The organism is Halarchaeum nitratireducens, from assembly GCF_014647155.1.
Lineage (GTDB): Archaea > Halobacteriota > Halobacteria > Halobacteriales > Halobacteriaceae > Halarchaeum > Halarchaeum nitratireducens.
Genome location: NZ_BMOQ01000008.1, coordinates 33,034 through 59,756, shown reverse-complemented (window position 1 = coordinate 59,756; position 26,723 = coordinate 33,034). Strand labels below are relative to the sequence as shown.

29 protein-coding genes and 6 pseudogenes are annotated in these 26,723 nt (G+C 58.9%); 9 read left to right on the top strand and 26 right to left on the bottom strand.

Features of this window, described 5'->3' with window-relative positions; all coding sequences use genetic code 11:
* Positions 1-55 precede the first annotated feature (55 nt).
* From IEX91_RS13890 to nrdR, 3 genes are all read right to left on the bottom strand, one after another.
* On the bottom strand, positions 56-1,750 hold the full coding sequence (locus IEX91_RS13890; protein ID WP_188879725.1) for a ribonucleoside-diphosphate reductase subunit alpha: 1,695 nt from the start codon (positions 1,748-1,750) through the stop codon (positions 56-58).
* Between the two features lie 2 nt (positions 1,751-1,752).
* On the bottom strand, positions 1,753-2,763 hold the full coding sequence (locus IEX91_RS13885) for a ribonucleotide-diphosphate reductase subunit beta (RefSeq protein ID WP_188879724.1): 1,011 nt from the start codon (positions 2,761-2,763) through the stop codon (positions 1,753-1,755).
* Positions 2,764-2,896: 133 nt separating this feature from the next.
* Positions 2,897-3,385, bottom strand: a complete 489-nt coding sequence (gene nrdR / locus IEX91_RS13880; protein ID WP_188879873.1) for a transcriptional regulator NrdR — start codon at positions 3,383-3,385, stop codon at positions 2,897-2,899.
* Positions 3,386-3,778: 393 nt separating this feature from the next.
* On the opposite strand from nrdR, the pseudogene IEX91_RS13875 reads away from it, so the two are divergent.
* Together IEX91_RS13875 and IEX91_RS13870 are read left to right on the top strand one after the other, a co-directional pair.
* Positions 3,779-4,392 (top strand): annotated as a pseudogene (locus tag IEX91_RS13875) (hypothetical protein).
* A 644-nt stretch (positions 4,393-5,036) separates the two neighbouring features.
* Positions 5,037-5,603, top strand: a pseudogene (locus IEX91_RS13870) (MFS transporter); the annotation flags it as partial.
* A gap of 210 nt (positions 5,604-5,813) precedes the next feature.
* On the opposite strand, the gene IEX91_RS13865 reads toward IEX91_RS13870, so the two are convergent.
* The 5 genes from IEX91_RS13865 to IEX91_RS13845 are packed head-to-tail and all read right to left on the bottom strand — an operon-like array spanning position 5,814 to position 9,974.
* Entirely contained in the window at positions 5,814-6,608 is a 795-nt protein-coding gene (locus IEX91_RS13865) for an ABC transporter permease (RefSeq protein WP_229772892.1), read from the bottom strand.
* The gene (locus IEX91_RS13860) at positions 6,605-7,312 is read right to left on the bottom strand and encodes an ABC transporter ATP-binding protein (RefSeq protein WP_188879720.1); all 708 of its coding nucleotides are present in this window, start codon (positions 7,310-7,312) and stop codon (positions 6,605-6,607) included. The genes IEX91_RS13865 and IEX91_RS13860 overlap by 4 nt, the downstream gene beginning before the upstream one ends.
* A 5-nt stretch (positions 7,313-7,317) precedes the next feature.
* Complete coding sequence (locus IEX91_RS13855) at positions 7,318-7,644, bottom strand: hypothetical protein (protein ID WP_188879719.1); 327 nt, start codon at positions 7,642-7,644, stop codon at positions 7,318-7,320.
* A 35-nt stretch (positions 7,645-7,679) separates the two neighbouring features.
* A complete protein-coding gene (locus tag IEX91_RS13850) occupies positions 7,680-8,792 on the bottom strand; it encodes a FecCD family ABC transporter permease (RefSeq protein ID WP_188879717.1) in 1,113 nt (370 codons plus the stop codon).
* Positions 8,793-8,798: 6 nt separating this feature from the next.
* Complete coding sequence (locus IEX91_RS13845; RefSeq protein ID WP_188879715.1) at positions 8,799-9,974, bottom strand: ABC transporter substrate-binding protein; 1,176 nt, start codon at positions 9,972-9,974, stop codon at positions 8,799-8,801.
* A 211-nt stretch (positions 9,975-10,185) separates the two neighbouring features.
* On the opposite strand from IEX91_RS13845, the gene IEX91_RS13840 reads away from it, so the two are divergent.
* The gene (locus tag IEX91_RS13840) at positions 10,186-10,944 is read left to right on the top strand and encodes an FAD-dependent oxidoreductase (protein ID WP_188879713.1); all 759 of its coding nucleotides are present in this window, start codon (positions 10,186-10,188) and stop codon (positions 10,942-10,944) included.
* Positions 10,945-11,406: 462 nt separating this feature from the next.
* Entirely contained in the window at positions 11,407-12,432 is a 1,026-nt protein-coding gene (locus tag IEX91_RS13835) for an ArsR/SmtB family transcription factor (RefSeq protein WP_188879712.1), read from the top strand.
* A 63-nt stretch (positions 12,433-12,495) separates the two neighbouring features.
* Here IEX91_RS13835 and IEX91_RS13830 read toward each other — a convergent pair whose 3' ends face one another.
* From IEX91_RS13830 to IEX91_RS16775, 3 genes and pseudogenes are all read right to left on the bottom strand, one after another.
* Positions 12,496-12,891 carry a hypothetical protein gene (locus tag IEX91_RS13830; RefSeq protein WP_188879710.1) on the bottom strand — a complete coding sequence of 132 codons (396 nt, stop codon included), beginning with the start codon at positions 12,889-12,891 and terminating at the stop codon, positions 12,496-12,498.
* Complete coding sequence (locus IEX91_RS13825) at positions 12,888-13,763, bottom strand: ParA family protein (protein WP_188879708.1); 876 nt, start codon at positions 13,761-13,763, stop codon at positions 12,888-12,890. The genes IEX91_RS13830 and IEX91_RS13825 overlap by 4 nt, the downstream gene beginning before the upstream one ends.
* A gap of 253 nt (positions 13,764-14,016) precedes the next feature.
* A pseudogene (locus IEX91_RS16775) lies at positions 14,017-14,814 on the bottom strand (hypothetical protein).
* Between the two features lie 354 nt (positions 14,815-15,168).
* Here IEX91_RS16775 and IEX91_RS13815 point away from each other — a divergent pair.
* Positions 15,169-15,549 carry a cupin domain-containing protein gene (locus IEX91_RS13815; protein ID WP_188879707.1) on the top strand — a complete coding sequence of 127 codons (381 nt, stop codon included), beginning with the start codon at positions 15,169-15,171 and terminating at the stop codon, positions 15,547-15,549.
* A gap of 442 nt (positions 15,550-15,991) precedes the next feature.
* Here the strand turns inward: IEX91_RS13815 and IEX91_RS13810 are convergent, their stop codons facing one another.
* The 4 genes and pseudogenes from IEX91_RS13810 to IEX91_RS13795 form a co-directional block, all read right to left on the bottom strand.
* A complete protein-coding gene (locus tag IEX91_RS13810; protein WP_229772891.1) occupies positions 15,992-16,459 on the bottom strand; it encodes an anion permease in 468 nt (155 codons plus the stop codon).
* A complete protein-coding gene (locus IEX91_RS13805; RefSeq protein ID WP_188879704.1) occupies positions 16,456-16,707 on the bottom strand; it encodes a hypothetical protein in 252 nt (83 codons plus the stop codon). The genes IEX91_RS13810 and IEX91_RS13805 overlap by 4 nt, the downstream gene beginning before the upstream one ends.
* Before the next feature lie 131 nt (positions 16,708-16,838).
* A pseudogene (locus tag IEX91_RS13800) lies at positions 16,839-17,096 on the bottom strand (oligopeptide/dipeptide ABC transporter ATP-binding protein); the annotation flags it as partial.
* Positions 17,097-17,121: 25 nt separating this feature from the next.
* The gene (locus tag IEX91_RS13795; RefSeq protein WP_188879702.1) at positions 17,122-17,259 is read right to left on the bottom strand and encodes a hypothetical protein; all 138 of its coding nucleotides are present in this window, start codon (positions 17,257-17,259) and stop codon (positions 17,122-17,124) included.
* Between the two features lie 115 nt (positions 17,260-17,374).
* Between IEX91_RS13795 and IEX91_RS13790 the strand changes: the two genes are divergently transcribed.
* Positions 17,375-17,995, top strand: a complete 621-nt coding sequence (locus IEX91_RS13790) for a DUF7437 domain-containing protein (protein ID WP_229772889.1) — start codon at positions 17,375-17,377, stop codon at positions 17,993-17,995.
* 248 nt (positions 17,996-18,243) lie between these two features.
* Positions 18,244-18,534 carry a hypothetical protein gene (locus tag IEX91_RS16365; protein ID WP_229772888.1) on the top strand — a complete coding sequence of 97 codons (291 nt, stop codon included), beginning with the start codon at positions 18,244-18,246 and terminating at the stop codon, positions 18,532-18,534.
* 83 nt (positions 18,535-18,617) lie between these two features.
* On the opposite strand, the gene IEX91_RS13780 is transcribed toward IEX91_RS16365, so the two are convergent.
* On the bottom strand, positions 18,618-18,920 hold the full coding sequence (locus IEX91_RS13780) for a hypothetical protein (protein WP_188879699.1): 303 nt from the start codon (positions 18,918-18,920) through the stop codon (positions 18,618-18,620).
* Positions 18,921-19,024: 104 nt separating this feature from the next.
* On the opposite strand from IEX91_RS13780, the gene IEX91_RS13775 reads away from it, so the two are divergent.
* Together IEX91_RS13775 and IEX91_RS13770 are read left to right on the top strand one after the other, a co-directional pair.
* Positions 19,025-19,447: a helix-turn-helix transcriptional regulator gene (locus tag IEX91_RS13775; protein ID WP_188879697.1), complete on the top strand. Its 423-nt coding sequence runs from the start codon at positions 19,025-19,027 to the stop codon at positions 19,445-19,447.
* A complete protein-coding gene (locus IEX91_RS13770; RefSeq protein WP_188879695.1) occupies positions 19,447-19,644 on the top strand; it encodes a hypothetical protein in 198 nt (65 codons plus the stop codon). Before IEX91_RS13775 ends, IEX91_RS13770 begins: the two co-directional genes overlap by 1 nt.
* A 244-nt stretch (positions 19,645-19,888) precedes the next feature.
* On the opposite strand, the gene IEX91_RS13765 is transcribed toward IEX91_RS13770, so the two are convergent.
* The 10 genes and pseudogenes from IEX91_RS13765 to IEX91_RS13720 form a co-directional block, all read right to left on the bottom strand.
* Positions 19,889-20,122 carry a hypothetical protein gene (locus tag IEX91_RS13765; protein WP_188879693.1) on the bottom strand — a complete coding sequence of 78 codons (234 nt, stop codon included), beginning with the start codon at positions 20,120-20,122 and terminating at the stop codon, positions 19,889-19,891.
* Between the two features lie 13 nt (positions 20,123-20,135).
* Positions 20,136-20,642 (bottom strand): hypothetical protein, encoded by a 507-nt coding sequence (locus IEX91_RS13760; protein ID WP_188879692.1) that lies wholly within the window; start codon positions 20,640-20,642, stop codon positions 20,136-20,138.
* Between the two features lie 12 nt (positions 20,643-20,654).
* Positions 20,655-20,945 (bottom strand): UPF0175 family protein, encoded by a 291-nt coding sequence (locus IEX91_RS13755; protein ID WP_188879691.1) that lies wholly within the window; start codon positions 20,943-20,945, stop codon positions 20,655-20,657.
* Between the two features lie 439 nt (positions 20,946-21,384).
* Positions 21,385-21,861, bottom strand: coding sequence for a hypothetical protein (locus tag IEX91_RS13750; protein ID WP_188879690.1), 477 nt, complete (start codon positions 21,859-21,861; stop codon positions 21,385-21,387).
* Positions 21,861-22,391 carry a DUF7342 family protein gene (locus tag IEX91_RS13745; protein ID WP_188879689.1) on the bottom strand — a complete coding sequence of 177 codons (531 nt, stop codon included), beginning with the start codon at positions 22,389-22,391 and terminating at the stop codon, positions 21,861-21,863. Before IEX91_RS13745 ends, IEX91_RS13750 begins: the two co-directional genes overlap by 1 nt.
* A 281-nt stretch (positions 22,392-22,672) precedes the next feature.
* A pseudogene (locus IEX91_RS16770) lies at positions 22,673-22,944 on the bottom strand (DUF7389 domain-containing protein).
* Positions 22,945-23,281: 337 nt separating this feature from the next.
* A pseudogene (locus tag IEX91_RS13735) lies at positions 23,282-24,030 on the bottom strand (RNA-guided endonuclease InsQ/TnpB family protein); the annotation flags it as partial.
* 77 nt (positions 24,031-24,107) lie between these two features.
* Positions 24,108-25,043, bottom strand: a complete 936-nt coding sequence (locus IEX91_RS13730; RefSeq protein WP_188879688.1) for an ATP-grasp domain-containing protein — start codon at positions 25,041-25,043, stop codon at positions 24,108-24,110.
* 240 nt (positions 25,044-25,283) lie between these two features.
* Positions 25,284-25,982: a class I SAM-dependent methyltransferase gene (locus IEX91_RS13725; RefSeq protein WP_188879687.1), complete on the bottom strand. Its 699-nt coding sequence runs from the start codon at positions 25,980-25,982 to the stop codon at positions 25,284-25,286.
* Position 25,983: 1 nt separating this feature from the next.
* Entirely contained in the window at positions 25,984-26,700 is a 717-nt protein-coding gene (locus IEX91_RS13720; RefSeq protein ID WP_188879686.1) for a hypothetical protein, read from the bottom strand.
* Between the last annotated feature and the right edge of the window lie 23 nt (positions 26,701-26,723).

Sequence of the window (26,723 nt, the reverse complement as noted above, 5' to 3'; positions counted from 1 at the left end):
CAAACAGGGTGGCGTAGTTTACATGGACTACTCTATCATACCGATCAATGGGAGATCAGCTCTCACAGGCCTTGCATTCGAGGATGTCTCGGCTGAACTTCTGTGCGGCGTTCACGCTGTGTTGGTAGTAGAGACTCTTCACCCCCTTCTTCCAGGCCTCGATGTAGAGCTGGTTGATCTCCTTGACGCTCACTTCGCTCGGATCAATCGAGATATTCAGGCTCTGTGACTGATCGATGTGTTTCTGCCGCTGCGCTGCCTGGTTGATGATCGCCATCTGTGGAATCTCAGCGAAGGTCTTGAACACCTCCTTCTCCTCGTCGGTCAGGCAGTCGAGGTGTTGCACGCTCCCGTCGTTCTGTGCGATGCTGTCCCAGACCTCGCGCTCATCTCTTCCTCGCTGCTTCAGTATCGCCTCGAGGAACCGGTTCTTCTGCGTCGATTTCAACTTCGCACCGTCGCGGACGAAGTAGTTCGATTTGAGCGGTTCGATGCTCGGACTGACCTGCCCGAGGATGACACTGCTGGATTTCGTCGGGGCCACGCTCATCGTCGTCGCGTTCCGGCGACCGTAGCCCTCAAGCACCTCCGGCTCACCGAACTCCTCGGCGAGCCGACGACTCTCCTCGTAACTTCGCTCCTTGATGGTGCGGAAGATCGCCTCGTTTTTCTCCATCGCCTCCATGCTGTCGAACGGAATCATCTCGCTCTGGAGGTAGCTGTGCCAGCCGAGGACGCCGATACCGATCGCCCTGTGCCGTTTCGCAAACCGCACTGGGCGTTCCATGAACTGCGTCCCCTCCGCCTCTTGGATGAACTCCTCCATGACGGCGTCGAGGAACCGCGTCAGCGTCTCGACTGCGTCGGTGTCCTTCCACTCGTCGTAGTGGAGCGCGTTCATCGACGAGAGACAACAGACGAAACTCTCGTCTGGTGTGGCCGGCAGCGCGATCTCGGTACACAGGTTGGAGGCGTTGATCTCGTAGCCCTTGTCCTTGTAGACCTGCGGCTTCCCGTCGTTCATGTTGTCGCGGAAGATGATGTACGGGACACCGATGTTGATCCGCGTCTCGATGATTTCTGCCCACGTCTCTCGCTTCTCCTCGTCACCGTCGACCATCGCCTGGAACCAGTCGTCACCGATGATGACGCCGTAGTAGATGTCCTGTATGGGGTCGCCTTCAGTCTTGATGTTGAGCCACTCGTCCAGGTCGTCGTGTTCGACGTCGATGTACCCCGCGAACTGGCCGCGTCGCGTCTCCCCCTGGCTGACGACGTTGATGATCGTGTCGAACAGCTCGGTGAAGCTGTAGCTCCCGTTGCTCTTGCCGTTGTTCGTGATCGGACTGCCTCGGGGCCGGATCTCGCCGAGGTAGCCGCTGGTCCCGCCGCCCAGCTTGGTCATCTCGCCCACTTCGGCCTGCGTGTAGAGGATGCTCTCCATGTTGTCCTCCATGTAGCTCCCGAAGCAGCTGATGGGCAGGCCGCGGTCCAGACCGAAGTTCGACCAGATCGGACTCGCGAGGCTGTAGAAGCCCCGACTCATGTAGTCGTAGAACTTGTCCGCGAAGCCGTCGTCGTCGAGGATTTCTTCCGCTCGCTCGCCGATCTCCCTGACCCGTTCCTCGGCGGTGACGCCCTCGAGCAGGTACCCCTCGTCGAGGAACGCCCTGCTATCCTCGTTCAGCCAGTAGAACGGTTCGTCGTGCTGTTCGTGTACGTCGTCGAGTGCTGTGTCTGCTTGTGCCATCGTTAGAACATGTCCTCCGCGGTGACGCTCTGCGCGTGCTTATTGTACGTGGTCGATCGCTTGCTGAAGAAGTCGTTGTCCTTCGTCATCATGATGTCCTCGTCGAACCACCGCGTCTCCTCGAGCAGGTCGTCGTCCGGGTCGAATATCGGCTCGACACCGACGTTCTCGAGGCTCTGGTTGAACCGATCCCGCAGGAACGCATTGACGTGCGCCCGGGGAAGAAACTCGAGTTCGCCCTCACCGAAGATCCAGTCGAGGATCTTCATCTCCGCCTCGAACGCCTGCTGACAGGCCGCTTGGATCTCTGCTTCGAAGTCCTCGTCGAAGAGCTCCGGATTCTCCTCGCGGATCATCTCCACGAGTTCAACACCGAAGAGGCCGTGAATCTGCTCCTCCTTGCTGGTCGCTTCGACGGCGTTCGCGATCCCCTTGAACTTCTTCTCGTGTTTGTCGAAGCTCGTCATGATGAGGAACTGCGAGAACAGCGAGACGTGCTCAACGAACGTGGAGAACAGGAGGAGACTCATCACGTACTCCTGTGTGTCGTCGCTCTCGGTCTTCTCGAGGTATTCGTCGAGGTAGCCGATCCGCTCCTCGATCGCGGGGACGTCGGTCACCTCCTCGAAGTCCTCCGCAATTCCGAGGATGTCGAGGAGGTGGCTGTACGCGTCCATGTGTCTGACCTCACTCTCGGCGAAGGTCATGCCGACATTCCCGATCTCTGCTTTGGGCATCTCGTCGTAGATGTCTGCCCAGAACGTCTTGACCTGGACCTCGATCTGCGCGATGGCCAGCATCGTCCGCTTGATGACGGTCTTCTCGGCGGGAGTCGTGTTGACCTTGAAGTCTTGAACGTCTCCTGAGAAGTTGAACTCCGTGTGAACCCAGTAGCTGTTCCGTATCGCGTCTTTGTATTCGAGGACGTCGGGGTATTCGTACGGTTTGAGATGCGTTCGTTCGGAGAAGATGTCGGGCTCTGGATCCCCACCTGTGGTCTCGTTTTCAGTCATTGGCACGTACTCCGGAGGAGTCGTCCTCTGTTGGTTGGTTTCTGTTTCCGCCGTTCGCTGTACGTCTGGACGTGGGCCATGCTCGCCCGGTCGAGAATCGACCGAACATTCGTTTGATTTGCGTGTGTTTGTGTCATAGTGAACCGTTCGAGGCTTCGAAGTCATCGAGTTCTGCATCTAGGACTGCATCAAGTTCTCTCAGGAACTCCTCCGGCTCAGAGAATGCTTTGTAAACGGAGACGAATCGAATGTAGGCTATCTTATCGAGCGTGCGGAGGTTCTCGGAGACGAGTTCACCGATGAGACTCGAAGAGACGATACGTGCCTCTCGACCTTGCAGTTCGCTCTCGATATCGTCAACGAGAGCAGTCACTGTTGTCTCGGTCACATCCCGCTTCTCAACGGCTCGCTCGATGCCTGCGCGGAGTTTCTGTCGGTCAAAAGATTCGATGGTTCCGTCGCGTTTTTTCACTTGGAGGGACTCCCACTCCGGACGTTCGTAGGTCGTAAAGCGGAACGAACAGCGTTGACACTCGCGGCGCCGTCGGACAGAGGTTCCGTCGGCACTAGCCCCTGTATCGATGACGCGTGTTCGCTCGTTCCCGCAGTCCGGACAGTTCATAGTTGCCACTGCTTAATCCTCCAGGGTCTTAACCCCATATGTGGTGTCTCTCGATTTTGACCGCAATATCTGGTGGTAGGAGCTGCCACATAAATCCTTCCCAACTCGATTGATGTAATACAACTAAACTTGAGGTACTCAAGGATTGGGATCATATGCATTGAGTGGCCCAGCCTCAACTACTGCGGTGCGCGTAGTGAGAATACGCTCGCGATCTACTGGTGGCACTCAATGAGGATATTCGGCCGCCGTCGATTACGACGGACGGCGCGGGATGGGCGAGATGTCTAGTGAACTGGTCACGTCGCAACTGACGCACTAGACGAGATTGAGACTGTCCGCTACATGGGCTTTTCCGCTGATAGGCTACAGTGCTGCGCCAGCACTAGATTCATCCCGCTAGACGGACTTCTTTCCAGTAGGAGTCTCGAAGAGACGGTTGACTACCTCGCCGAGGAACTCGCGGAGAAAGCCGAGGAGTATCTCCACGAAACATCCCTCACTCCCAGCGAATACGAGGCCCTCAAACAGAGTATCGCAGAACTCACCCCGATCTTCACGACTGAACGCGCCTACTTCGTCCTCGGAAGCTACGGTCGACCAGAGATTCACCGACTCCAACTCGTCAAGGACCGCCTCAATCGCCGCGCAGACACCTACGCCTTCCTGATAGTCGATATCCGAAGCGAATGGGTGAATACCTACCTCAAGTTCCGAATCTTAGCGGACTACACCGACTACATCGTAGGCGTCACCGAACACGACCAAGGTGGGTTCCTGATCGAACAGGGCTACTTCACGGTGCTCAAGGAGTACTTCGCGAAAACGTACGTCCTCAAGCGTGAGTATGAGTCCGTCAGCTCCGACGAGGTCGACACCGGCGTCAATCTCGAAAAACTATACAGCGGAATGCAAACTGCGATTTTCGACATGCTCTGGGACGTGGACCGCTCTACAGCTGGACTACCGAAGAAGAGCTGATCGAGTGTGTCAGAGAATTACCGTAGTGGGCCAAAAGAGCCGACTAGAGCCTCTGAGGAGCCAAATTCCAACGTATAGAGCGCCGGAGAGACATCCCGACCCAGTATCCGGTATTCGGTTAAATCCATAATTTTATCAGGTATTAGTAACGTTAATCAACGTTGTCTGTTCAGATAAGTACGTATATGGGCGAGTTCGCAATTGGAGACCAGACACTCTCTTATGAGCAGATTGCTCAATCTGACGCACAACATCGATACCTGCTCGAAATTGAGTTCCGCCCCTCTCCATCGAAGTAACGAGAAACCAAACGCCACTAACTCGATATCGAGCGGCGACAGGACGCGACCCAGGATCGAATTGAAACTGCTCTCCGTGAGTGGTTCAACCACAGATCTGAGAGTGTCGTGCTCGAATCCTACGAGGTCCTTGAGCAAATCGACTGTCGACGAGGAGGACTCGTCGAGACAGATTCGGAACTAGGTGAGTCAGGGGCTCCGAGTACGCCCTCGTCGAAGTATACCGAACCCGGTGTGGTGGCCTCTGAACTCGCTGAAGATGACCGTGTCGCCTACTCTACGTCAGAGGTCCAGATAGCAGCGTCTACGGCTACATCAGTGAGGGGATCGTCGAGAAGTCCCCCATGGGAAGAGGGACCGCCGTCGCGAAGTCCATCGGGATGGCGATGATCGAACCGCTGGAGACGCAGATCAACGCGACGCTCGACCAGACGGCGTTCCTGTTCGGTATCGAGTTCTCCGCGTTCGTTCTCGCCCAAGTCCTCTTCCAGGCCGTCATCGGATCGATGAGCGACCGGTACGGCCGCAAGCCGTTCATCCTCGGGGCGCTCGTCGTGCTCGTCCCGTCGGTGCTCGCGCAGGGAATCGTCACGACGCCGCTCGGCCTCGCCCTCGCGCGCTTCGTACAGGGAATCGCCGCGGCGGCGGTGTTCGCGCCAGCGATGGCGCTGGCGGGCGACCTGGCCCGCGGCCGGAACTCGGGGACGACGCTCTCCGTGCTCACGATGGCGTTCGGTCTCGGAACCGCGGTCGGCCCGCTCTCGGCCGGCTACCTCGTCGAGATCCACGTGCCGTTCGGCACGACGTACGCCGCGCCGTTCGCGCTCGGAGCGGCGCTCGCCGTCGTCGGGTTCGTCCTCGTCTACACGCAGGTCGACGAGACCGTCACGTCCGGCGCGGGCGGGTCGACGGAGCCCGAGTCGGTGGCGACCGACTAGCGATTGACATTCTCTCCGCGCTTCAGCGCAGGTGGGATGTCAACAAACAGGTCCGTCAATGGTTGTGCCAACCAGCCGTTGCTCCTATCCTCGGAAGGGCTGGGAGATACGTTCTGACAGATGACCTCAGCACCGTTCACACCTGCGGTCGCGTCACGCGTCAAAGCCACGTCGGACCGCGTCCCGATCGCCACGAGCGTTCGGCGTGCCTCACGACTCACCATGGAACGAGCGGAGCTGGTGGGCGTCGGTGAACGCGTAGCGCTCGACGAGGGCACCACAGGTAAGACTGGCGAGGCCGGCAGCGGCGAAGATCATCGCCATCACGACGAACTGGTACTCGGCCGCGTAGATCGGGTCTTCGCCGGAGAGGATCATCCCGGTCATCAGTCCGGGGATCCACACCCAGCCGAGGCTGCGCATCGAATCAACCGTCGGGATAAGCGCTGCCCGAACGCCACGCTCGACGTGCCGAGCGATCGCCCGCGAGGGCGTGACGCCGAGCGCGAGCGTCGCCTCAATCTCCTCACGGTGGGTCTCAACCTCGTCGCCGAAGCGATCGAGCGCGAGCGAACTCGCCTTCATCCCGTTCGCGACGATCATGCTCCCGACGGGCACGAGGTCGCGGACTCTCGCTTCGATGGCGCCGACAGCCGTCATCACGACGATCACCACGCCGGCGCCGAGAACAATGCCGGCCGTCGCGATTCGGAACGCACCCGGGATTTCACCCGCGCGAGAGTGAGCGATCCATGCGCCACCGAGCATCATCCCGAGGATGACGAACGCACTCGCGGCGACCGGAACCGAGAGGAGAAGCGCGATCACCGAGCCCATGAGCATGATCTGGACGAAGCCGCGCCCAATCGCGAGTCCCCACTCGCGTTCGAGCGCGAGACCGCGCAGCGAGACGATCCCGACGACGACGGCCGCGAGCACGAGCGCCGCGGCGACCTGCTCCAGTCCACGCATAAGTGCCGGATCAAAGAGTGGGGAGTCGATCACTCGTCGACCTCCGCGAGACGAGCGGTCGATTCGCGCTCAACGCCGCCATCACCGTCGAAGACGAGCGCGTCCGAAGCGAGCCGCGCCGCCTGCGCGATATCGTGCGTCACGACGACAGCCGTAAGCGAATGCTCGTCCACGAGGTCGGACAGAACGGTCTCGACGGTCGCCTCGGTGTCTGCATCAAGGCTCGCGGTCGGTTCGTCGAGGAGGAGCACGTCCGGGTCGTTCACGAGCGTTCGCGCGAGCGCCACCCGCTGTGCTTCGCCACCGGAGAGCGCATTGACGTCGCGCTCCATCGTGCCCGAGAGGCCGAGCCGCACGAGCAGTCGCTCCGCCGCCGCGTCGTCGACCGGCTCATCGCGGAGCCGCGGGCCGAGCGTGATGTTCTCGCGGACGGTGCCGTCAACGAGTGCTGACTGCTGCGGGACGAGTCCCACCCGCTCGCGGAGTGTCCGCGGGTCGAGCGTCCGATAGTCGCGGCCCTCGAAGCGAACGGTGCCGGCGTCCGGTTCGTCCAGTCGGACGAGCAAGCGGAGCAACGTCGACTTCCCGGCGCCGGACGGTCCGACGACCGCGAGCGTTTCGCCGTCCGCCACCGCGACGGAGACGGCGTCGAGCACGGTCCGGTCCCCGAGCCGATACGTGAGAGCGTCCGTCTCGAGGACGGGCGGGCGATCGGACGCGTCATCGGAGCGGGCCATCGTGGTCACGCACCCACACCCGAGTCGTCGGCCGAGCGGTCGCGGTCCACCAGTGTTTCGGAACCGGTGGTCTCGTCGTCCTCGATCAAGTGGAGCGAGCCGATCGCTCCCTCGGACGTGAGCTGGTGGGCGATCCCCCGCAGGAGCGTGCGCTTCCTGAGCTTGTTCGGTCCGATGAACGTGGTGAGAACAGTCGGTGGAACCCGGACGGGTTCGCCGTCGATGACCGGATCGGTCAGCCCAAGACAGCCGATGTCGAGGTCGGTAACGCTGAAAGCTGGGTCTGGTGTCGTTTCGGACGGTCGAGTGCGTTCGTCAACCTTGGTGTGCATGTATCGTATGAATGATGTCTGGAACGTGTCCCCCGTCAGACCGACCCCAAGTCCTCCTTTTTGCGCATGAGGTAGAGGAAGTAGGGGCCGCCGACGAGGCCCGTGATGATGCCGACCGGGAGTTGGATGGGGCTGAGCGCGAGGCGCGCGCCGACGTCGGCGCCGACGAGGAGCGCCGGCCCGAGGAAGAGACACCCCAGTAAGAGGCGCTTGGAGTCGCTGCCGACGATGTTGCGCACCATGTGCGGGACGATGAGGCCGACGAACCCCACCAGTCCCGCGACGGCGATGGCGGCGGCCGTCGAGAGGATGGCGATGCCCGCGACGGCGAAGCGGATCTTCTCGACCGGCATCCCGAGCGAGGAGGCTGTCTCCTCGCCGAGGAGGAGGACGTCGAGTTCGCGGGTGACGGCGAGCGCAAGCGCCATCGAGAGGACGGTGAACGGGAGCGCGATGCGCACCTGCCCCCAGTCCGTCCCGAGGAGCGACCCGGAGAGCCACGCTTGGGCGGACATGACGACGCTGAGGTCGTCGATGAAGAAGAACAGCGCACGCTGGACGGAGCTGAACACGGTCCCGACGACGACGCCCGCGAGGACGAGTCGAACGGGCGACGTGCCGTTCTTCCACGCGATCAGGTAGACGATGAGGAACGCGATCGTCCCGCCGATGGCGGCGAGCATCGGTAGCAGCGGCAGGTAGCTCGACATGAAGGTGAGCGTGACGAGGACGACGAGGCCGGCGCCGTCGCTGATGCCGAGCACGTACGGGCTCGCGAGCTCGTTCCGCGTGACGACTTGGAAGATCGCGCCGGAGACCGCGAGGTTCGCGCCGACGAGGACGCCGACGAGGATGCGCGGCAGGCGGATGTTCCAGACGATGAGCTGTTGGCGCGTGAACCACTCGGGGATGCCGCCGCCGAGGAGGAACGCGCGCCACGCGCTGAGGCTGAGGACGATCTCGGGGTCGAAGACGGTGTGCCACGCCTCGGCGAGCGTGAGCGGATAGGCGCCGAAGCTCACCTGTAACAGGGTCGCGCCGAGGAGGATCCCGAGGCTCCCGAGCGCGACGCCGGCGAGTTTCGAGTTCGCGTACCACTCGCCCCACTCCGAGCGGCGCTGTGCGAGGATGTCAGAGACCTTGCTCATCGAGGGTTAGAAGTCTCGGTTGACGATGTCGAGGAGGCGCTGGCGGTCGAAGAGCCGTTCGTCCTCGGCGAGCTCGCCGACGGGGCCAGGCCACTCGCCGAAGGTCTCGGGGTAGACCTGCTTCGCGACGGCTTCCGTCGAGAACATATCGACGATCGGGCCCATGTACTGGCCGGCGCTCCGGATGACGTTGCCGTTCTGGACGGCGCTGAGCTGCTGTCCGTTCCCGTTGTTCTCGAAGGGCTCGACGACGGTGTTCACGAACTCCTCGTGCGTGGAGGAGGTGAGCGCGCCGACGGCACCGATGTAGTCGGGATCGACGTCGAGGAGTTCCTCGTAGCCGATGGGGCCGTCGGGGTAGTGGCCCTCGAAGGCGTCCTGCATGCCGAGGCGGTAGTAGGACTTCGTGTTGTTCGCGAGCCGGTGGAGGGGAGCGATGCGGAACTGTCCGGAGTCGGGGCTGACGCCGCGCCAGATGGCGGCGACTGTAGGGCGTTCGTCCTCAGGGGGGAGGCCCTCCTCGATGGTGCTCATGAGGTCGTCGTGCATCGACTGCCACGCCGCAAACCGCTCTTGGCGCTGGAAGATCTTCGCGACCTTCTCGAAGGCCTCGTACATCGTGTACGGGTTCGGTTCGTCCTTGAACGCGATCTGGGGGGCGAATCGGAGTGTCGTGCCGAGGAAGGGACCGGTCTGGGACTCGATCTCCTCGAAGTCGGAGTCGTCCCAGTCGACGAAGCTACTGATGCTCTCTCGGGAGATGAGCCAGACGTCGGCGTCGGCGGCGTAGAAGTTCTCCTTGTCGTAGCCGGACTCGGCGCCGCTGGCGAGCTTGACGACCTCGCTCTCGTCGAACCCGAGATCGAGGAGGTCGTAGAACTTCAGCGGGGCACGTTCGAGGCCGGTCGTCGCGCTCGGGTGGATGCCGAGCGCCATCCCCATGTCGATGAAGGGGCTGGTGCCGACCCCGTACGTCTCGGGCACCGCCTCGAACGTGTAGGGATCGTTCGGCTCGATTTCGACCGTGTACGGTGTCGGCCCGCTCTCGGTCGTCGACGTGGTCGAGTCGGCGCTCGACGTGGTGGCCGCGTTCGTCTCGTCGCCGCCGCTGCTGCTACAGCCGGCGAGGGCGGTTGCGATGAGTCCGGCGCTACCTGCGAGTACCTGGCGTCTTCGTGCCATAAATGTTAGGCTCGCCTAAAAACACATAACCTCTTCGAACTTTAGGCGAGCCTAATAACGTGAGAGAGCGTGCCCGCTAGTCGTACCCCGGTGAGTAGCCGTACTCGATTCGAATAGACACAATAGCTGCATCAAACGCCTCGATAGGTACTTGCGGTACGCTTGGCGTTGGAACCGACACCACTATTACTATTTAGGCTAGCCTAAAAGTATGGACGGGACAGCGGATCAGGACGGTTCGACGCAGGAACGATATGATGTTGTCGTGGTCGGCGGCGGCGTCGCGGGACTCTCCGCCGCGACGTTCACCGGCCGGAACGATCTCACGACACTCGTCCTCGACGCGGGCGACTCCATCCTCCGCCGGAACGCCCACCTCGAGAACTTCCCCGGCTTCCCCGCCGGCGTGAATCCCCGACGGCTTCTCGGCCTCCTCGGCGAACAGGCGGACACCGCCGGCTGTACCCGCCGCACGGCGCACGTCACCGACGCAGAGCGCGACGACGACGGCTTCACGGTCCGAACGAACGGCGACGCCTACGCGGCCGACTACGTCGTCGCCGCGACGAAGGGCGAGACGGGCTACCTCGATGCGGTCGACGGCGTCTCGCTCGTCGAGCGCGGGAAGACGTACGTCGACGTCGACGAGCGCGGCCGCACGGGCGTCCCGGGCCTCTACGCGGCCGGCCGCCTCGCCGGGAAGCCCCATCAGGCGGTCGTCTGCGCCGGCCACGGTGCGGAGGTGGGCGCGACGATCCTCGAGGACGACGATCGGCCGTTCTACCACGACTGGGTCACGCCCGACGGCTACTTCACCGATCGCGGCCGCGACCTCCCGCCCGGCTGTGAGGAGCTCGACGCGGCCGAGCGAGAGCGCCGCGAAGCGCACTCGCGCGAGACGATGCGCGAGCGCTTCGCCGACCCGCACCCGGACGCACAGGAGACACATCCGAGCCTCCGAGACGACTGAACGCACAGCGCTCGTCACAGCATAGATCGCCCCGACAACACCGAGACCACCGCAACGACCGAATACGCCTCCTACACGGCTCAGTGGTACCCTCCCCGCCGCTCACGGAGAGGCCGCCCGTTCCGGGTTGGGAAGTTATGGTTTGCAGATGGTCGGCTGAGCGAACAGCCCCTGCCCACAGCTCGAGTCGTACTCTCCACGGCAGAACAGGTCGACTACCGTACGTGACACATACCTGATACTATGATCCACAAAGGGACTTAAAGTTCCTTTTCTGCGTGGTCTAATTCCCGACGGATGTTTTCCGTACCCTCGCATGTTACTCATCCAGTTCATTCGGTCTATCTGGCGGATATGTTTTCGGCACGAGTGCCTACTATATTCACAACCAGTATGGATACGGTTGGTAGGATTTCAGATAATGACCGAACTTGTAAGTGGTAAAACTCTGAATCTCCTGTAATGTCGCTCCTCCCATCACCTCGCCCCGATATTACGGGATCACAAGAAGGAGCAATCGAGATTCGAGAGTTCACCGACGAGAAAGCGGGAGACGTATTTAAGGCACTAACTGCGGAGAAAGCTCGGTTGCTATTAGAAGAGGTATACAGAGAACCGGGGACGGCATCTGATCTTGCAGAACGCGCCGAAACCTCGATACAAAACACATCATACCATCTGGATAAACTGCAGGAGGCAGAATTAATCCGAGTCGCTGGAACACAGTACTCAAATCGAGGGAGGGAGATGAAGATCTACGCCCCAGAAGAGAACCCGTTCGTCTTCTTCATTGGGCAAGAATCCAGGAAGCCAGGGTTGCTCCGTGTGTTCAAGCAGGCTGTTGGCGCAATCAGTGTTGCAAGTGGAGTGAGCGTCCTCGTCCATGCTGCTCTCACAGACTCCCTTCCTTTCTTAGACTACGCTGGGGGTGGCGGAGAAGCAGCACCAGAGTACGTATCTGCTGCTTTTATCGGCAGTCTCCTCTCACTCTTCGTGTACTCGGCTGTGAGGTATCTAATACGTCAGGGGCGACCGCGTTCTGACAGTTGGACAACTCAGGGATGGTTCTCGGAGAGACAAGGAATGTCTGACGAGAAAGCACTCATAATAGGAAGTACGTTCTTCACCGTCTCGCTCATTTTCTGGTTTGCACGGCAGGCACTCGGACTCACTCAATCTCTCTTCTTGTTCGATTTGTTGCCGTATCTATTCACGATCTCAATAGTGATCACGGCAGCTGTTTCATACCGCCGTGCTCGTCTTCAGATGTGTTGGTTTATCTCCACAGCCGGATTCGCTGGAACTCTCGGTCACGAGTTGAGTCTCTTGCCACTGGGATACGCAAATCCGTCCGGGTTTGCCGTCTGGGTCGGCTACCTAGTCCTCGGTTCTATCGTAGGAGGAATCATGTTCGGCTTCATCGGCTTCACTACCGGTCGGATTGTCAGAGGTGGTTGGTCTTCTCTCCAATCTCAGCTCCAGTCGTGACCCACCGTTCACTTGCGAGCGCGGCGACCCTTCTAAGAGCGGAAGTTCGTCTTACTAATGAGTTCAATCGAAGGTCATCCCATAGCCCCACTCCTCGAGTTCGGTTTCGACTTCGTTGAGATGGTCGAGGCCGACAATCATGAGCGCTTCCCGGAGGTCTGTGAGTGAGACATTACCATTGAAACGGCCTTCGAGTTCTCGGAGGGCATCCCGTTCAGCGTTCTTGGTTTCTGGCTGGAGGAAGAGCGGCACACGGTCACGGCCGTCTTGCACCCCGTCTCGCCGGAACTTGTATGGAATCTGCATCGGCTGTCCTGACTCACTCGCTGAAGACGCCGCACTTTCGGCGCTCGCGTTATCGGCCTCTACGGGTTCGGCTGCGTCGGAGTTAGAATCGGTGTCGGGTGTAGGATCATCGGCGAACGGATCATCCCCAGCACCTTCTTTCATCCCGGTCATGCTTGTAGCACCTCGTGCTCGACGTCACCGGGCTGCGGTGGGTTCGGTGCTTCCAAGCCAACCTGTTCCTCGAGATGCCGGGCAACCCGGTCGAACTGGGCGAGCGTCTCAAGTTCGTAGTCACGTCGCCGGTCACGGTGCTTCCGAACGTAGGTGAACGCCGAGCATTGTTCCATCCAGCACCCCTCCATGAGGGAGGCACGCTCGCCGATGACTTCGGGAATCGGGTAGTCGATTTCGTTCATGATGGCGCGCTGATCGCGCGTATCTTTGAAACCAATTGGAAGCGCAGCAAGGACACCAACTTCGATATCGAGTTGGTCTTCAAAGCCGGCGACGAGGGATTCAAGCCCCTCGACGGCGGCACGGCCTTTCGCACTGGGTTCGACAGGGATAACAAGAGAGCGAGTAGCGTGAATGGCATTGTAGAGATGGGGTCCTTCAGTTGCAGGGGGGTCGCAGATGAGGACATCGTAGTCCTCAGGGACGTTGGCTTCTTGGAGGACGCGGAGGAGTTGGGCGTGCATCCCGAATGCTTCGCCCATCGCTTCGGCTTGGTCCTTCTCGCGTTGGAGGTATTCGGAGAGGTCCGAGAGCATGTTGTGCTCGGGGATAATGTCGACTCCTTCAACGGTACGAACGAGGTCGTCGAACTCGCCCTTTGGGCGGCGAATCATGTGCCGGACGAGGTTATCGACGGACTCGGTGCGCTGGTCGTCGACGCCGAAGAGCCGCGAGAGATCGCCGTCTTGAGGGTCGAGGGGGACGACGAGTGGTTTCAGGCCAGCGCGGGCGTGCGCGACAGCGAGGTTTGCGGCAGTCGTGGTCTTACCAACACCGCCAGCCTCACTGTACGTCGAGTACGCTAACATACTCTCGACATGGAGTTCATTCATTATCAATCTACGTCACACACATTCATTTTTGAACTCCATGAACACACATAATGAATGTAGTGAACACAACCAATGAACACAATGTTCTAGTGTTGGTTTCGCTGACGATCCTTAATTGATGGTCTAATTCTCCAGAATCAAGCGATGCTGTGGGGATTCGGGGTGGGTTCCCTCCCGCTAGCTCACTTTGCAAATGGGGGGGTGGGAAGCGAGTATCACTTACCTACGTCTACATCGGAAGGCGGCCATCTGGACGGGGGACATGCCCCTGTTTGATCTCGTGGTCGACGCGACGGAGGTGCTTGCAGCCGCCATCAGGTTTGCGCTGCTGCCAGTCGGAACAGGTGCACGTCTCGGTGATGATGTCGACGTCGTAGACGCGTCCGAATGAGCGGACCTCGTACTGACCACCTTTTGCGAGGAGAGAGACAACCATCTCTTCGTTGAGTGCGCGCTGCGTCCGCGCTTCGAGACCTGCCGAATGTGTTTGGTCACTCACGATCTCGCGCACTCGGAGGTCGCCCGTACAACCCCCGTCGGGCGTGGCCCGCTAGTCGTCGCGGTCGAGACGGGCGTCGAGTTGACTCTCGATGGGGTGGCCGATCGGCCAGCAGTAATGGACTTCGTGTCGACCCTGGCTGTTGTAGGCGCCGACGTCGCGGGCATCACCCGACCAGACGCGCCACGCACCGCGCACATTCATCACGTCACTGACCGCTCGCGGGACACGTGCGATGTCGTCGGGGTAGAAGACACGGAAGCGCGTGCAGTCGTCCTGAACGGGCAACTCGTGCCACCAAGAGACCGTTGAGCGCCAGCTGTCCGCCATCGCTGCGTCCATCCCGTATCCGACAGTCACATCGACCGCCGGTTCAAGGCGACTGGTGGTGTCTCCTTCAAGGAGTCGGAGAACGGCGTACCGCAGGTATTCGTGGAGCGCGTCGTCGACGTCGTTCGTGATCGCTGGAAATTCGTTCGCGACGTGCACCGCTTCGCCGAGGACTCTTTCGAGGTCGTGTTCGGTCATCGTTCGAAAACGGGGTCTGTGCGCCCCGCCCTTCGTGGGCGCCGACAAACCCTAACCAACATACTCGCTCTCTTTCCAGACCGTTAGTTAATCATCGACACATCGGGGCTCCCACTCGCGTCGAGGCTCGAGTTCACGCCGCCCCCTCGTGTGAACGTGTCGCAGTTCGAGGGCTCGTCGATTGCGTCCGTTTCCAACATGCTCTGCCGGATGTATGGCGATGCCCCGACGACCGCTGCAGTCCGGGCTGGCTCCCAGAGCTAGCGTCGCCGGCGTGCCCGACCGCTTCGGCCTGAGAGTGGCCGAACAGATTCGGGAGAAATGTGACGATCGGGACGTGCGAGTTTCCACGTGATGGTCGCGACAAGCTTTGACGCAGAGCGGGCGTACGACGACGAGGCGTTCAACGCGGAGACAGTCTTCGAGAGCGAGCGACAGAAGGTCGTCCTCGGGTTCTTCGACCCCGGACAGTTCATCCCGGTGCACGCCCCTGCGAGCGACGTCGCGATTACGGTGCAGTCCGGACGCGGCATCGTCCGCGACGCCGGGGAGACGCGTCGGGTTGAACCCGGTGACGTGGTCGTCGTCGAGGCCGGCGCAGCGCGCGGGGTACGCGCGGACGAGGAGACACGTCTGGAAGCGACGCTCGTGACCGCGCCACCGCCTTCAGACGCCGAGCACGAACCGGTTCGTGAGGGCCTCCGCCGTGACGTCTTCGACCCCCGCGAGGCGTGACCCGCAGCCCGACGAACCAATGTGGCGGTCGCGGTCTCATCGCAGACGACAAACATGTCGGTCTTTCTCCTCTTCTTCGAGCGCCGTTACCCCACTCTTCGTCGGCACTGGAAAACTATTTAATCAACACCCGCATCGAACTATCACATCCCGTTGGTTAAACCTGCCACGACGTCGCGGAGCGCGGGCACAATCCCCGCCTTGTAGAACGCGGCCCACTCCTCAAGATCATCGAAGCGGACGTAGGTGGCTTCCATAGCTATGCGAGCTGGGAGAGGTCAGTCGCGGTCTCGAGGGCGGCGTCGTGGCGGCTGCCGCGTCGATACGCGACGGCGAAGAGCACGCTCGGTGTGAGAAGCGCGACTCGCGTAAGGATAGTACGCCACCACACGTCCCTCCCGACCGGTACCGAGTTCGGTGCCGCTGTGCCGGAGGTAGTCCGTTACCGGATCACGCCGAGAGCGAACGGCCAGTAGAGGAGCCAAGAGAGAGCGACGACGACGAGCGCCGAAATCGCGGTGACGAGCCCGAATCGGAGGACATCCATCGAATCGATGGGGCCGTGCGTCATCGCGACGAGTACTGCAGTCGTGTTAAACGGGAAAACGGTCGTCGCTCCGACCACGAGGACGGTGGCGAGTGCGAGCGGAACAGGGGCGATACCGACGCTCGTGCCGACGCGGAGGACGACCGGGAGCACGACTAGCAGCGCGGCCGAGCCGGTCGAGAAGACGACGCGCATGCCGACCGCGAATGCGAGCAAAACGACGACTCCCTCCCACTGCGAGAGCGCGTGAAAGGGGACGATCGCGGTGAGTGTATCGACCACGTAGCCGAACGCACCGGTCGCTTCCAGTCGATCGAGGAGAGAGAACATCGTTCCGACGAGGAAGAGGATCCCCCAGTTCACTTCTGCGAGATCGGCGCTCGAGAGGACAGGACGATCGTGAGGACGCTCGTGACGACGTACGGGAGCGCGTCGGTGAGCCAGAGTGCGAGCGCGAACGCGAAGACGGCGACGGCGTCCTGTATGGGTGGCGGGACGGCGACGGCGGGAACGAACGCCCCCCACGCGGCGGCCGCGGCCGCGACGCAGATTCCGACGGTCCGTGGAATGGCGGCACGTGACGGACGTGCCGATGTATCCCCGTCACTCATCGTCCGGTGCTCCGGGGGATAGGGCGGTATCGACGGCGACTATCGCGCCGCTGCTGGGCGTGGAAGCGGACGGCAGTGGGTCGGGGTGAGCGGGCGGGCACATCGGGAGTGGGTGGTGGCGAGCGTGTGTCTCAGTCGTCGGCCGTCGTACTCGACATCGAGTTGCTCTCCGTTCGGTCACTGTCGTGCGACTCACCGTCGACTGGGAAGTAGCAGGCGGCGCTGTGCGCGCCGTCGCCGGCTTCGTCGAGACCCGGCTCTACCTCTCGGCACTCCGCGGTCGCCTTCGGACAGCGCGGGGCGAACGCGCAGCCGCTCGGGATATCGACCGGATCCGGTGGCTCGCCGTCGAGGAGGACGCGCTCGCGGTCGCTCGTCGGGTCTTTCTCCTCTTCTTCGAGCGCCGTTACCCCACTACGCCTCACTCCCGCGTGCGTCCTCGACGTGGGCGATGAGGTCGTCAATCCATGTCTCGATCGTCTCGGTCATCGCCTCGTTTCGCGACTCCGATTCCTCGAACGAGACCGCTGACTCTATTTCTGTGTCGTTCATGGACTCTCTCGCGACGACGCGCCACTCGGGCGCGCACCGCACCCCTCCCGGGGCCGACAAACGGCCTCGTGACAGCGCAATCTTTTAGTCTATAGTTCGCGTACTATGAACTATCATGGCTGGGGCACCAATCGGAAAACGTGGGTGTGAGGAGTCGGGTGTCTCTATGTTCTTCGCCGTTCAGCGACTCCTGACGGACGCCGATCTCGCTTACTTCTATACCGACCTCCTCCTCAACTCGCCAACGACGGTTAAACGAGCGATGGATCGTCAAGGCATCGTGAAGAGTACTGCGTACAAGTATGCGAACGAACTGGCTGAACTTGGCGTCGCCGAAGAGCTCGATGAGTACGAAGACGGCGCCGCGCTCTGGACGGCCGAGCCAGTTGTTGGGACCTGGGAGACGGAGGCCGCCGAAATCGTCGTCTCACCGGTCGTTATCGCAGTTTATGGCGCGAGCACCGTCGACGATGATCTCGAGTATTTCCTCGAGCGCTATGGGGAAGCGACGCTACTCCACGCAATCGTCGAAACGGACGCATACCTACAGGGCGAGCAGACTCGCCGTGGTCTCGCGACTGCGCTCGATGTTCCGTCCGCTGCGGGCATCGCAGTCTCACAGGCCATCGAAGCGATCATCGGTCGTGTCAGTCCGGTCGACCCCGCATTTCCTGATTACTCTGGAGACGTCCACGTGCGAGCCATTGACGACGCTCCCTACACCGTCGACGCGTGAGTCCGGTGATGTCTCCGTTGCCAAGCGCGCTCGTTCTGGACACGAGTTTCCTGCGGACTCTCGGCGGTCCAGGACACGACCGCTATCAAGCGTTCGTCGACTACGTGAAACACGAAGGCATTCAGCTGTACCTGAGTCAGCGTGGTCGCGAAGAAATCGAGGAACAGCAGGGATGGATCAGTACTGACTGGCTGCACAAAGCACGGACTGAGTCGTGGATTAGTGTTTCTCAGCCTGTCCAAGAGGGTGTGAGTGTCTACAACGGTCCCACGGCGGCAATCGTGATGGACCGGATCCAGCAGCGCCTCGCGGACATCGAGCATGTTCCGCCAGACGAACTCCGAAAGACCGACGCTGGTCTCGCTGGCACTGCGATCATGCTCCTCGCCTCGACTGACCACGACTCCATCGGGATCGCCATGGACGACCGGAACGCGGAAGCAACGATCCGGGCCGTACTCTCCAACACCTACTACGAGAACTATCTCTCGGTCCTCACTATCTGGGACGTTCTGGAGAGTGTCGAGGAAGATGGCTAGAATCGCGAATTAACCAACACTCTCTCATCCGCGCCGCCAACGTTGGTTAACATCCTGATAGCTGCTGTTTCTCTATTGTACGGTTAGTCCTCGAAGAGATAGCGTGTCGCCGCGCGCTCGCCAGGGAGTATGTTCTGGTCCTCGTCGGTATCGGGGAAGAGTGCGGCCTGCTCGTCGTCTTCGACCGCGTCCTGCACTTCGGGGCGGTCGTCGACGCCGAACTCACTGGCTGCGGGTTGCTCACGTCGCGTTTCACGGTCGCGGTGGTCGACGTCGGCGCCGAAGTCCTCGAGGGATGTCTCGACGCTCGACTCTGTTACTTCGAGCTCGCCGTCGTCACTGAACGCTGCTTGATGGTGGACATCTAGGTCTGGTGTATCGCTCATCACTGAGAGCCTCCGCCCGCTCCGGGGGCTCGACAAACTGATCCGAGCGGACAGCACACCCATTCACCCGTACACTTATTCACCAGCACACCATATTACCGCGTATGCCGATCGACATCGACGAGTTCGAAGACGGTGAGGAGACGGAGCGGACGACCTCCGAGCTCGTCATCGAGTTTCTCCTCGAGAACCGTGATGCCGCATTCACTCGGGGTGAAATCGCGAACGCGATCGACCGCAGTCCGAACACGGTCGGGTCGAACCTCTCACGGCTCAAGGAGCGGGGGCTCGTTCGGCATCGGAAGCACCATTGGGCGCTCACTCGCGACCTGAGCCGCGTCGCGGAGGCGATCCGATTTTCCGATGTCTTCTCGAAACTCACGCTCGAACACGGCCCATTCATCACGAGCGAGGAGGAAGCGCAGGCGTGGGCGGATGCGCAACCGAACCAGCCACACCCCTCTGAGACGGACAACGAGGAGCAGTCCAGTGGGGGCCGCGCTGCCCACCAGTCGTCGGATCACTGATGCAGGTCGCTGGCCGCGACTACCAGCCGGGGGATGTCGTCTGGACAGTTGATCCGTTCAAGAGCGGGGCGAACGTCGCCCGGATATTCTGCATCGTTAGTACCCGAACACATCCGTTCGAAGATGAACAGTTCGTCAGGTGTACGCTCACGACGACGGATCACGCTGTCGCGCATCCACTCTACGACCACTACTGAGAGCTGGGTGGCACACCTGAGCAATCCTACATCCTCCCGCTCTCACTCCATACACCACGTGCTGCGAACATCCAACCACCACCCGACTACGACGTGATTGGCGACCCGTGGCAGGGTCGGCTCACCGATTCACTCCTTGACCAGATCATCGAGGAAATCGTCTGGACGCTCCGGCGGTGAACTCGTCCCTGTAGCGTCGGACGATGACCGACCAGCCACTCGTTCTCGGCCGTGTCGTCGTCTTTCACGGCCGCGATGTCCGCCGCGACTCCTTGACGTGCTGTTGGTGCTGCGCCGATGTGCCAACACTCTGCGCCGCCTCAAGCTGGTCGTCGACGACCGCGTTCTGCTGGGGCCCCCAGACCTCGGGTGGTTCGGATTTAATGTACGCCACCCAGCGCTTGACGGCCTCGATGCGTTGCTCACGGTTCCGCTCGTGCTTCTCGTCGAGAGCCTTACGCACGTTTGAGTCGCTCATATTCGATGCTGAATCAGAGGTGGTCGAATAGGTCGGTCCGGTCTTGGTTGGAGAACCGATATCCGTCCCGTTCTCGAAGTGCATCGATTACGGTTTCGAGTTCGCTCTCGGTCTCGATGTGTCCTTTGACAAGGGCTGCCTCAAGTAACAGCTTTAGGTCCCAGACTTCGACATCTCGCTGGGACGCCATCTCGGCAGCATGGCCGTCGTCGGTCAGCAGTCGCTCATCGCGAGCTGCTGCGACGGCAACGCACTCCGCATCAGTGAACGAAAGCGATGCATTGATGATGTCGTCGGCGAGCTGAACCTCAGACTCTGTTGGCGAGTATACCTGCAACCAGCCGCCACGATAGGATTTGACCGCATCTATCCGCTCGACGAACTGGTAGCCGGCTACTTCGTCGCGATGGAGTTCATCCAGAACAGAGGGAACCGTCCCGACCTGATCGAAAAGCGCAGGCAGGAGCTCAAGCCGCTCGATTTTCGCGAGCGGACTCAAGATATTGTTGTCGACGAGCACACTCCCTCCCCGCTAGAGGTTTTCGAGGCGGGCGGACCGCTCCTCATCGCTAAGAATTGCGATATCGCGGCTAACGCCGCGGTCGCGGAGAATCTCTTTGAATTCTTCTGGACTGTAGCCGGCGAGCTCGGCAGCGCGGTTGAGCGATACGCTTCCGGTTTTGTACTGCTCGACGGCGAGATCGACGCGTAGCTCAGGGCGCTTCTCCAGAAGGGCGCGGAACGCTTCCTCGAGGAACTCCTCCTCGGAGGAAAATCGCCCCGACTGCTGGAGGAGTTCAATGTTGTCTTCAACGTCGATCATATCGTGAACACTCCGTACGCTCCCTTGGCGAGCCATCCGTATAAATTCGGAGGTCCCCCCTCCCGATTTCGACGCATGTATCCTCCAACGACGTTCATTCATTTCGATCGAAGTTCCGCCGCCTGCTGTGAGATCCAGCGAAGCACCGGTTCACGATTCTGGTGTGTATTCTCGTAGGCGACGCACTCCCGAAGCGTCTCCGTGTCGTCGATCGTCACGATACTCGCTCTGAGTACGTGGGTGTTCGTCGGCGAGAGACGTTGTTCAGGAGTAAGTTCGCTCGACTCGGTAGGTTCGGCGTGCTCGGTCACGATCAGTCGCCTCGCCACTCAGCGGCGACGATAAACCACCTCGGCAATCAGGCCGATTTTCGTACCGCTGAGTCACTGGACACGGGCTGAACTCGAGATAGATGGACGACATCCTGTACTGAGTACGGTTAAGTCTGGTTCGTTCCGGCGTTGATGTTGGTCATCGACGCCTCGCCGAGTGCCTGTCGCCACAAGAGGTGAACTGCCCGGGCAACAAGATCAACTGAGGGATCTCCGAGGCATGACGCCTCGACGTCGGTATCCGTACTCGACGCATCCGGCGGTGGGTGGAAGTGTCGTTCGTCGGGCGGTGCTGGGAAGTCGTGAGGGTGAAGATCCCACCGGAGGTTTCGTTCGGACGTATCTGAGTAGTGGACGTTGTAGTCGTCCACCGTCGTCCATCGAACTGTGAATCTGGTTTTCTCTGCCTCGGCGACGCCGTACGGTATCGTGAGCCGGAGCTCTCGGGGATCGAGCCGGTCATCGATTTCGCCCGACGCCGCAGGCTCGATGGCAACGAACGCGTCTCGGAACGCATCGAGCTTCGTCACGTCGATAGCGCCTCGAAGCGTGTGTGAATCCCGGATTCCGTCGTTGTCGGCCATTAGAGTGCTTTTGCGGCCCCAGTGGCGTCGTCGACCCCACTGAGGGCGAGCGCGACTTCGGCGAAGGCGAGGTTCCGCCGCGTCGTTCGCCACTCCAGGAGCGTCTCAGTGTCGATATCCGTGTGGGCTCGAACGGCTTCGTCGGGTGAGTTTGCGCCGAATCGGTCGGCGTACTCTCGAAGCTCCTCGCGCATTTCTAGGACGCGCGTCGAGAGCGTCTCGGTGTCCGTCTCGTTGAGGATCCGCCGTGCCTGCTCGAGGGCGAGCGAGTCGTTGGCTCGCTGATAGAGCGTGCCCTTCGACTCCGGGGACGCGGTCTCTGCCACGTAGCCGTGGTCGACCAGCGAGCGGAGGTGCTTGCGGGCTGTCTGCTCCGACGTGAGGGCGTTCTCGGCGACGGTCGCCGCGCTCATGGGCTCGTACGCCGTGCGTATCACGGACTGCACGCGGTCGAATGGCGTGGTATCACGTTTCCAGTCCTCTTTGGCACGCTCGTTCACGTCCTCGAACGTTGGGGCGGGGTCTGGCATCGAATCAACGTACGATACGTTAGTATATCATTCTTTGGAATACTATTTTAACTTCACTGGATTGTGGGTACGTCTCGACACGCTCGAAAGCCAACGAACGGGTTTGGCTATTCGGTATCGACGAGTCGAGGGCTGCTCTTTCAGCTTCCATCTGGATTGTGAGCCCATCTTGGGTGTCCAACGTAGTTATTTAAACGGGGGTTCGCCAGTTTAGCGGCGTCAAAGCTGTCTATCCATTACTACCCCTGTCTCGCTATCGATGAGCAACCGTCTCGGAATCGTTAGGTGCCGTCGCCGTCTGGCTGGATGCGCCGCGTCTCCTTGGCGAGTCCGTGCAGGTATTCATGAAGTTCGTTCATGTCTTCCCGCGCCTCGTCCAGCGTTTCTGTCTTGACCTTCGCTTTGAGCTGGTCCTCGTCTCTCGTTCCGCTCCCGCGTTTGAGTTTCAGCTGATCGAGACGCCGACGTCCGTGCGCTCGATGCACTCGGTCGTTGTGTGCTGGTCAGTCGTCGCTTCCCTGTCGTTCTCAGTGGCTGGTTCGCGTTCGCTCATGGTATTTGAGAGGGAAAAACCCCCGCGCCTCTCTTGGGGCGACAAACTCTTCCGCGGTCGCGGTTCGACCAGTTTAACCAACATTCACCTGATTCACTTGCCACTGTTGGTTAAGACGCCAATGAACGCATCTCTATTCTCGTGTATCGAGGTCTGAATCGGTTATTACGGGGTGATTTACACTTTGCACACGGGGTGTATAGGCATCATTCCTCCCTCCCGCGGGACCTCCTCGAAGTAGCAATCAGCACGTCGAGAGTCACCTCGCGTAGACCTGCTCCGCCGGAACCTCTTCACAGCCATGCAGTAACCGAACACAGGTTGTCCCAGACCCAAATCAGATACACCCGCTAAGTCGAAGGGTGCGGCATGGAAGTCGACGAGAAGACGATCCGGAATCGGAGTACGGAAGCGGTGTTCGAACGTGGGAGGGACTATTGCGATGAGGGGCGGATTCAGCGTGGACTCCCGTTCTGGCCTCAGGTGAGGCAGGAGAATAGCCTCCGTTCACGTTCATTGTTCCGCTGTTCAAGCGCACGCCCATGGGTGCGCCTCCGTCGCCCCCGGTTTGGTTGCGACGGAGATACTGTAACCCGATGTTCTTCGCGGCGTTGTAATCCGCGTGATTTTCGCACCCGCATTTCAGACACTTGAAATACTCATCCTCGCGATTGTCTGGATGCGTGACCCCACAGTGTGAGCACTGCCGACTCGTGTTCTCAGGATCAACCTGCTCCACACTGATACCGTGTGCTTCCGCCTTGTACTCGACGTAGTCGTACACCCGTTTGAACGCCCACTTATGCCCCCACGACCCCCGGTTCGCTCACGGATGTTGGTCAAGTCCTCAAATGCGATAACCGTACACTCGTTCTCACGAGCCTCTGCCACGAGTTCGTTGCTGATGTGGTGCAGCATCAGTTTGAACCGGCCGTCTTCTTTCCGCCCGATAGACTGGATGTTCTCGTGCGCCCAACGCGTCCCGCACTACTGGAGTGATCCACGGCGTTTCTCGTACTCGCGTCGCCAATGGTCGAATTCGTCGCCCGTCCAGAACGACCCCGTACTGGTGACGGCGTTCGTCACGTCGATCCCACAACCGTCGAAATATAGCTGCTCGCACAAGCCTTCTACCAAAATCAGCTAATCTGAACAGTGCCCCCTCAGTCTGAATCAGTCTCGCCTCTCTGTTTATGATAGCGACGAAGGAAACCAGCAAGTGCTCGCGAGATCTCATTCGAATCTAAGTGGGCTTCAATGCCAGCGAAGTGAGGGCCAGAATTACATTCTAACAGCACGGTTCGGTTGTCGTTCTGGATGAGGTCAACTCCGGAAAATCGCATCCCTAATATCTCGGTTGCCTTGATCGAAATTTGGGCGAGGCGATCGGATATTGAAACAGATTCGACACCTTGTTCAAATCCGCGGTAGTCCACTACATCAGCTTCAGTTAGAATCCGGTAGCACCCAATTATTTCACCATCTAAAACGTACACTCGAAGGTTTTCACCCTCACAGAATTCTTGGAATGTTACTGGCGCACGTGTCAGAGTGTTTTTTCGAGATTCGAATTCCTCCAAATTGTGTAATCCCGCACGACCAAGACCTCCCACCGGTTTGTAGACGAGTTCATCGTGATGGTTAAACAGCTTGTGGACCGCTGCCGGATCATTTGTATGAATAGAATCGGGAAGTGGGAGGCCAGCGCGTCGGAGCTTAAATAGCTGGTACGGCTTCAGGTAATGGAAGTTCTTGATCTCGGGGCCATTAATTACTAATTTTCCGCGCTCCTTCTCAATTTTGAGGAGACTTCGAAGAAATGAATCTTTTTCGGAGGTTGCAAATACGAACTGGCGGTTCACTTCAATGTCAGTATCGTTCTTCTTATTCACCGGTCGTTTCACACTGGAATGATATGCATCGACATAATACGCCGTGAGTTTATCATCAGATTTTTGATATTCAATACCGTTGGATGTGATAGAGATCTTTGGAGATTCAGGAAAGGCCTCTGTATTGATATGAATGTAGATAGATTCCGGAAGGAACTGTTTTAGCCTGTTAATTTGACTATCGCTGGCTCCTAAGAGAGCGATCATGGGCAGATTTATCCATTGGAACATAATTACTATTGGCGTTTGAGGACCCCAAAATTGGGTTAAGCACCTTTGAACAACTAATCAATTAGGCATAATATTTATAAGTTCTGCCTTGATAATATCTCAAATGATGCCTGACACAGACAATCAGCCTCTGTACGTCGAGGCCGCGATTACAGAAGCTGCCACTGACAAGCGGGAGAAGGCTATTACCAAGATGGTACCGAAGATCCCATAGATTTAGTCAACAACCCCAGTTGTCAATAGTGCTCCAAGATCTCGATAGACCGTTTCTGCTTGGGTACGAGAGTCCCAACCCATCTGTTTACAAGACTCTTCAGACGGGATAGTTACTTCTGTATCTGGAATATGTGTCTGTTGAATTGAAGTGAAGCCGGAGGTTCGAAACGCTTTGCGAAACTCGTCTTTCCCCCAACAGAGTTGGATACCATCCCGGTCAGCGAGTTCGGGTTGGATATTAACCACCTCTTTATAAAAAAGATTAGCACAGTATAGTTGTCCCTCTGGCCTGAGCACACGATGAATCTCCCGGAGCGCTTGTTCTGGATCAGGACTATACTCAATCACATCCATCATGAAGACATAACCAAAACTATTATCCTTAAACGGATACGAATGCATCTCACCTATAATATATTCAATTCTGGATTCAGACTCGTGTGAATTGGCGCTTCGCACCATATTTGGTGAGAGATCTAGTCCATAGACCTGTGCATGAGGTTCTTGTGAGGCAAGCGTTCTAGCAGCGAACCCATTCCCGGTTCCGACATCAAGAATTCGATCGCCGGGTGAAAGGGGAATCCGAGAAAGTACATCGTTTGCAGTGCGCCGATGTACACTTGCCATTTCTTGCTCTAGGCCTTCCAAGGCCCACCGTTCAAATACTGATTTCAAGTCTAATATTTCTAGGTTCGCCATATTAGGATTCACTGAAGTCCTTTATTGTTAGACGTTCTTCAATTTTCTGTCTGTTGTTAAATTCTCTGTATGTGCAGTAGGAATCACGCATTTGATAGAGAACAATCGCTAGAATCCCAAGAAATGTTCCCGTGTTAATATTCATACCACCGATGTATCCCGAATTCGGAAAGAGGCTCATGATGATACCGACAACAAAGATCACGACACCCAACGTAATGAGCTTGAAAACATGGTGTACGAGTTGGGACTTAAAGTTAATTTCCCAATTATTATGTGCTATACCGACTGAGTAGTCGTTTAACAGTCGTAGATAGAATTCATCATCACTAGGGAACCTGATCTCATACTCATCAACATCCCATGATCCTTTTATTGGTGTCTGATTTGTGACCGATTTAAAGTTGAAGAAGGGTGAATCTTCGAACCCTCCATAATAGATGCCATTTCGGTAGCCTTGAGCAGAGAACCATGTTGAATAGATTAGTACTGCCACCGAAAGCAAAAGCCATGGCTGAAATAGCACGAACGCCATCTGATTATTGGGAGCAACTATAATATTGAAAACAGGGTATATTGAACCAATCATTAGAATAGTGTATTTCATTAAGGTAAGCAGTTCTTTGTCTAGGTTTTCTGTGACATCCATCTGACGTTCAACAAAACTACTCATCTCATCATACGCGGTCTCCATGCCCTTGCTCACGTCGTCGTCCATACAACTCATGTATTTTGCACTCC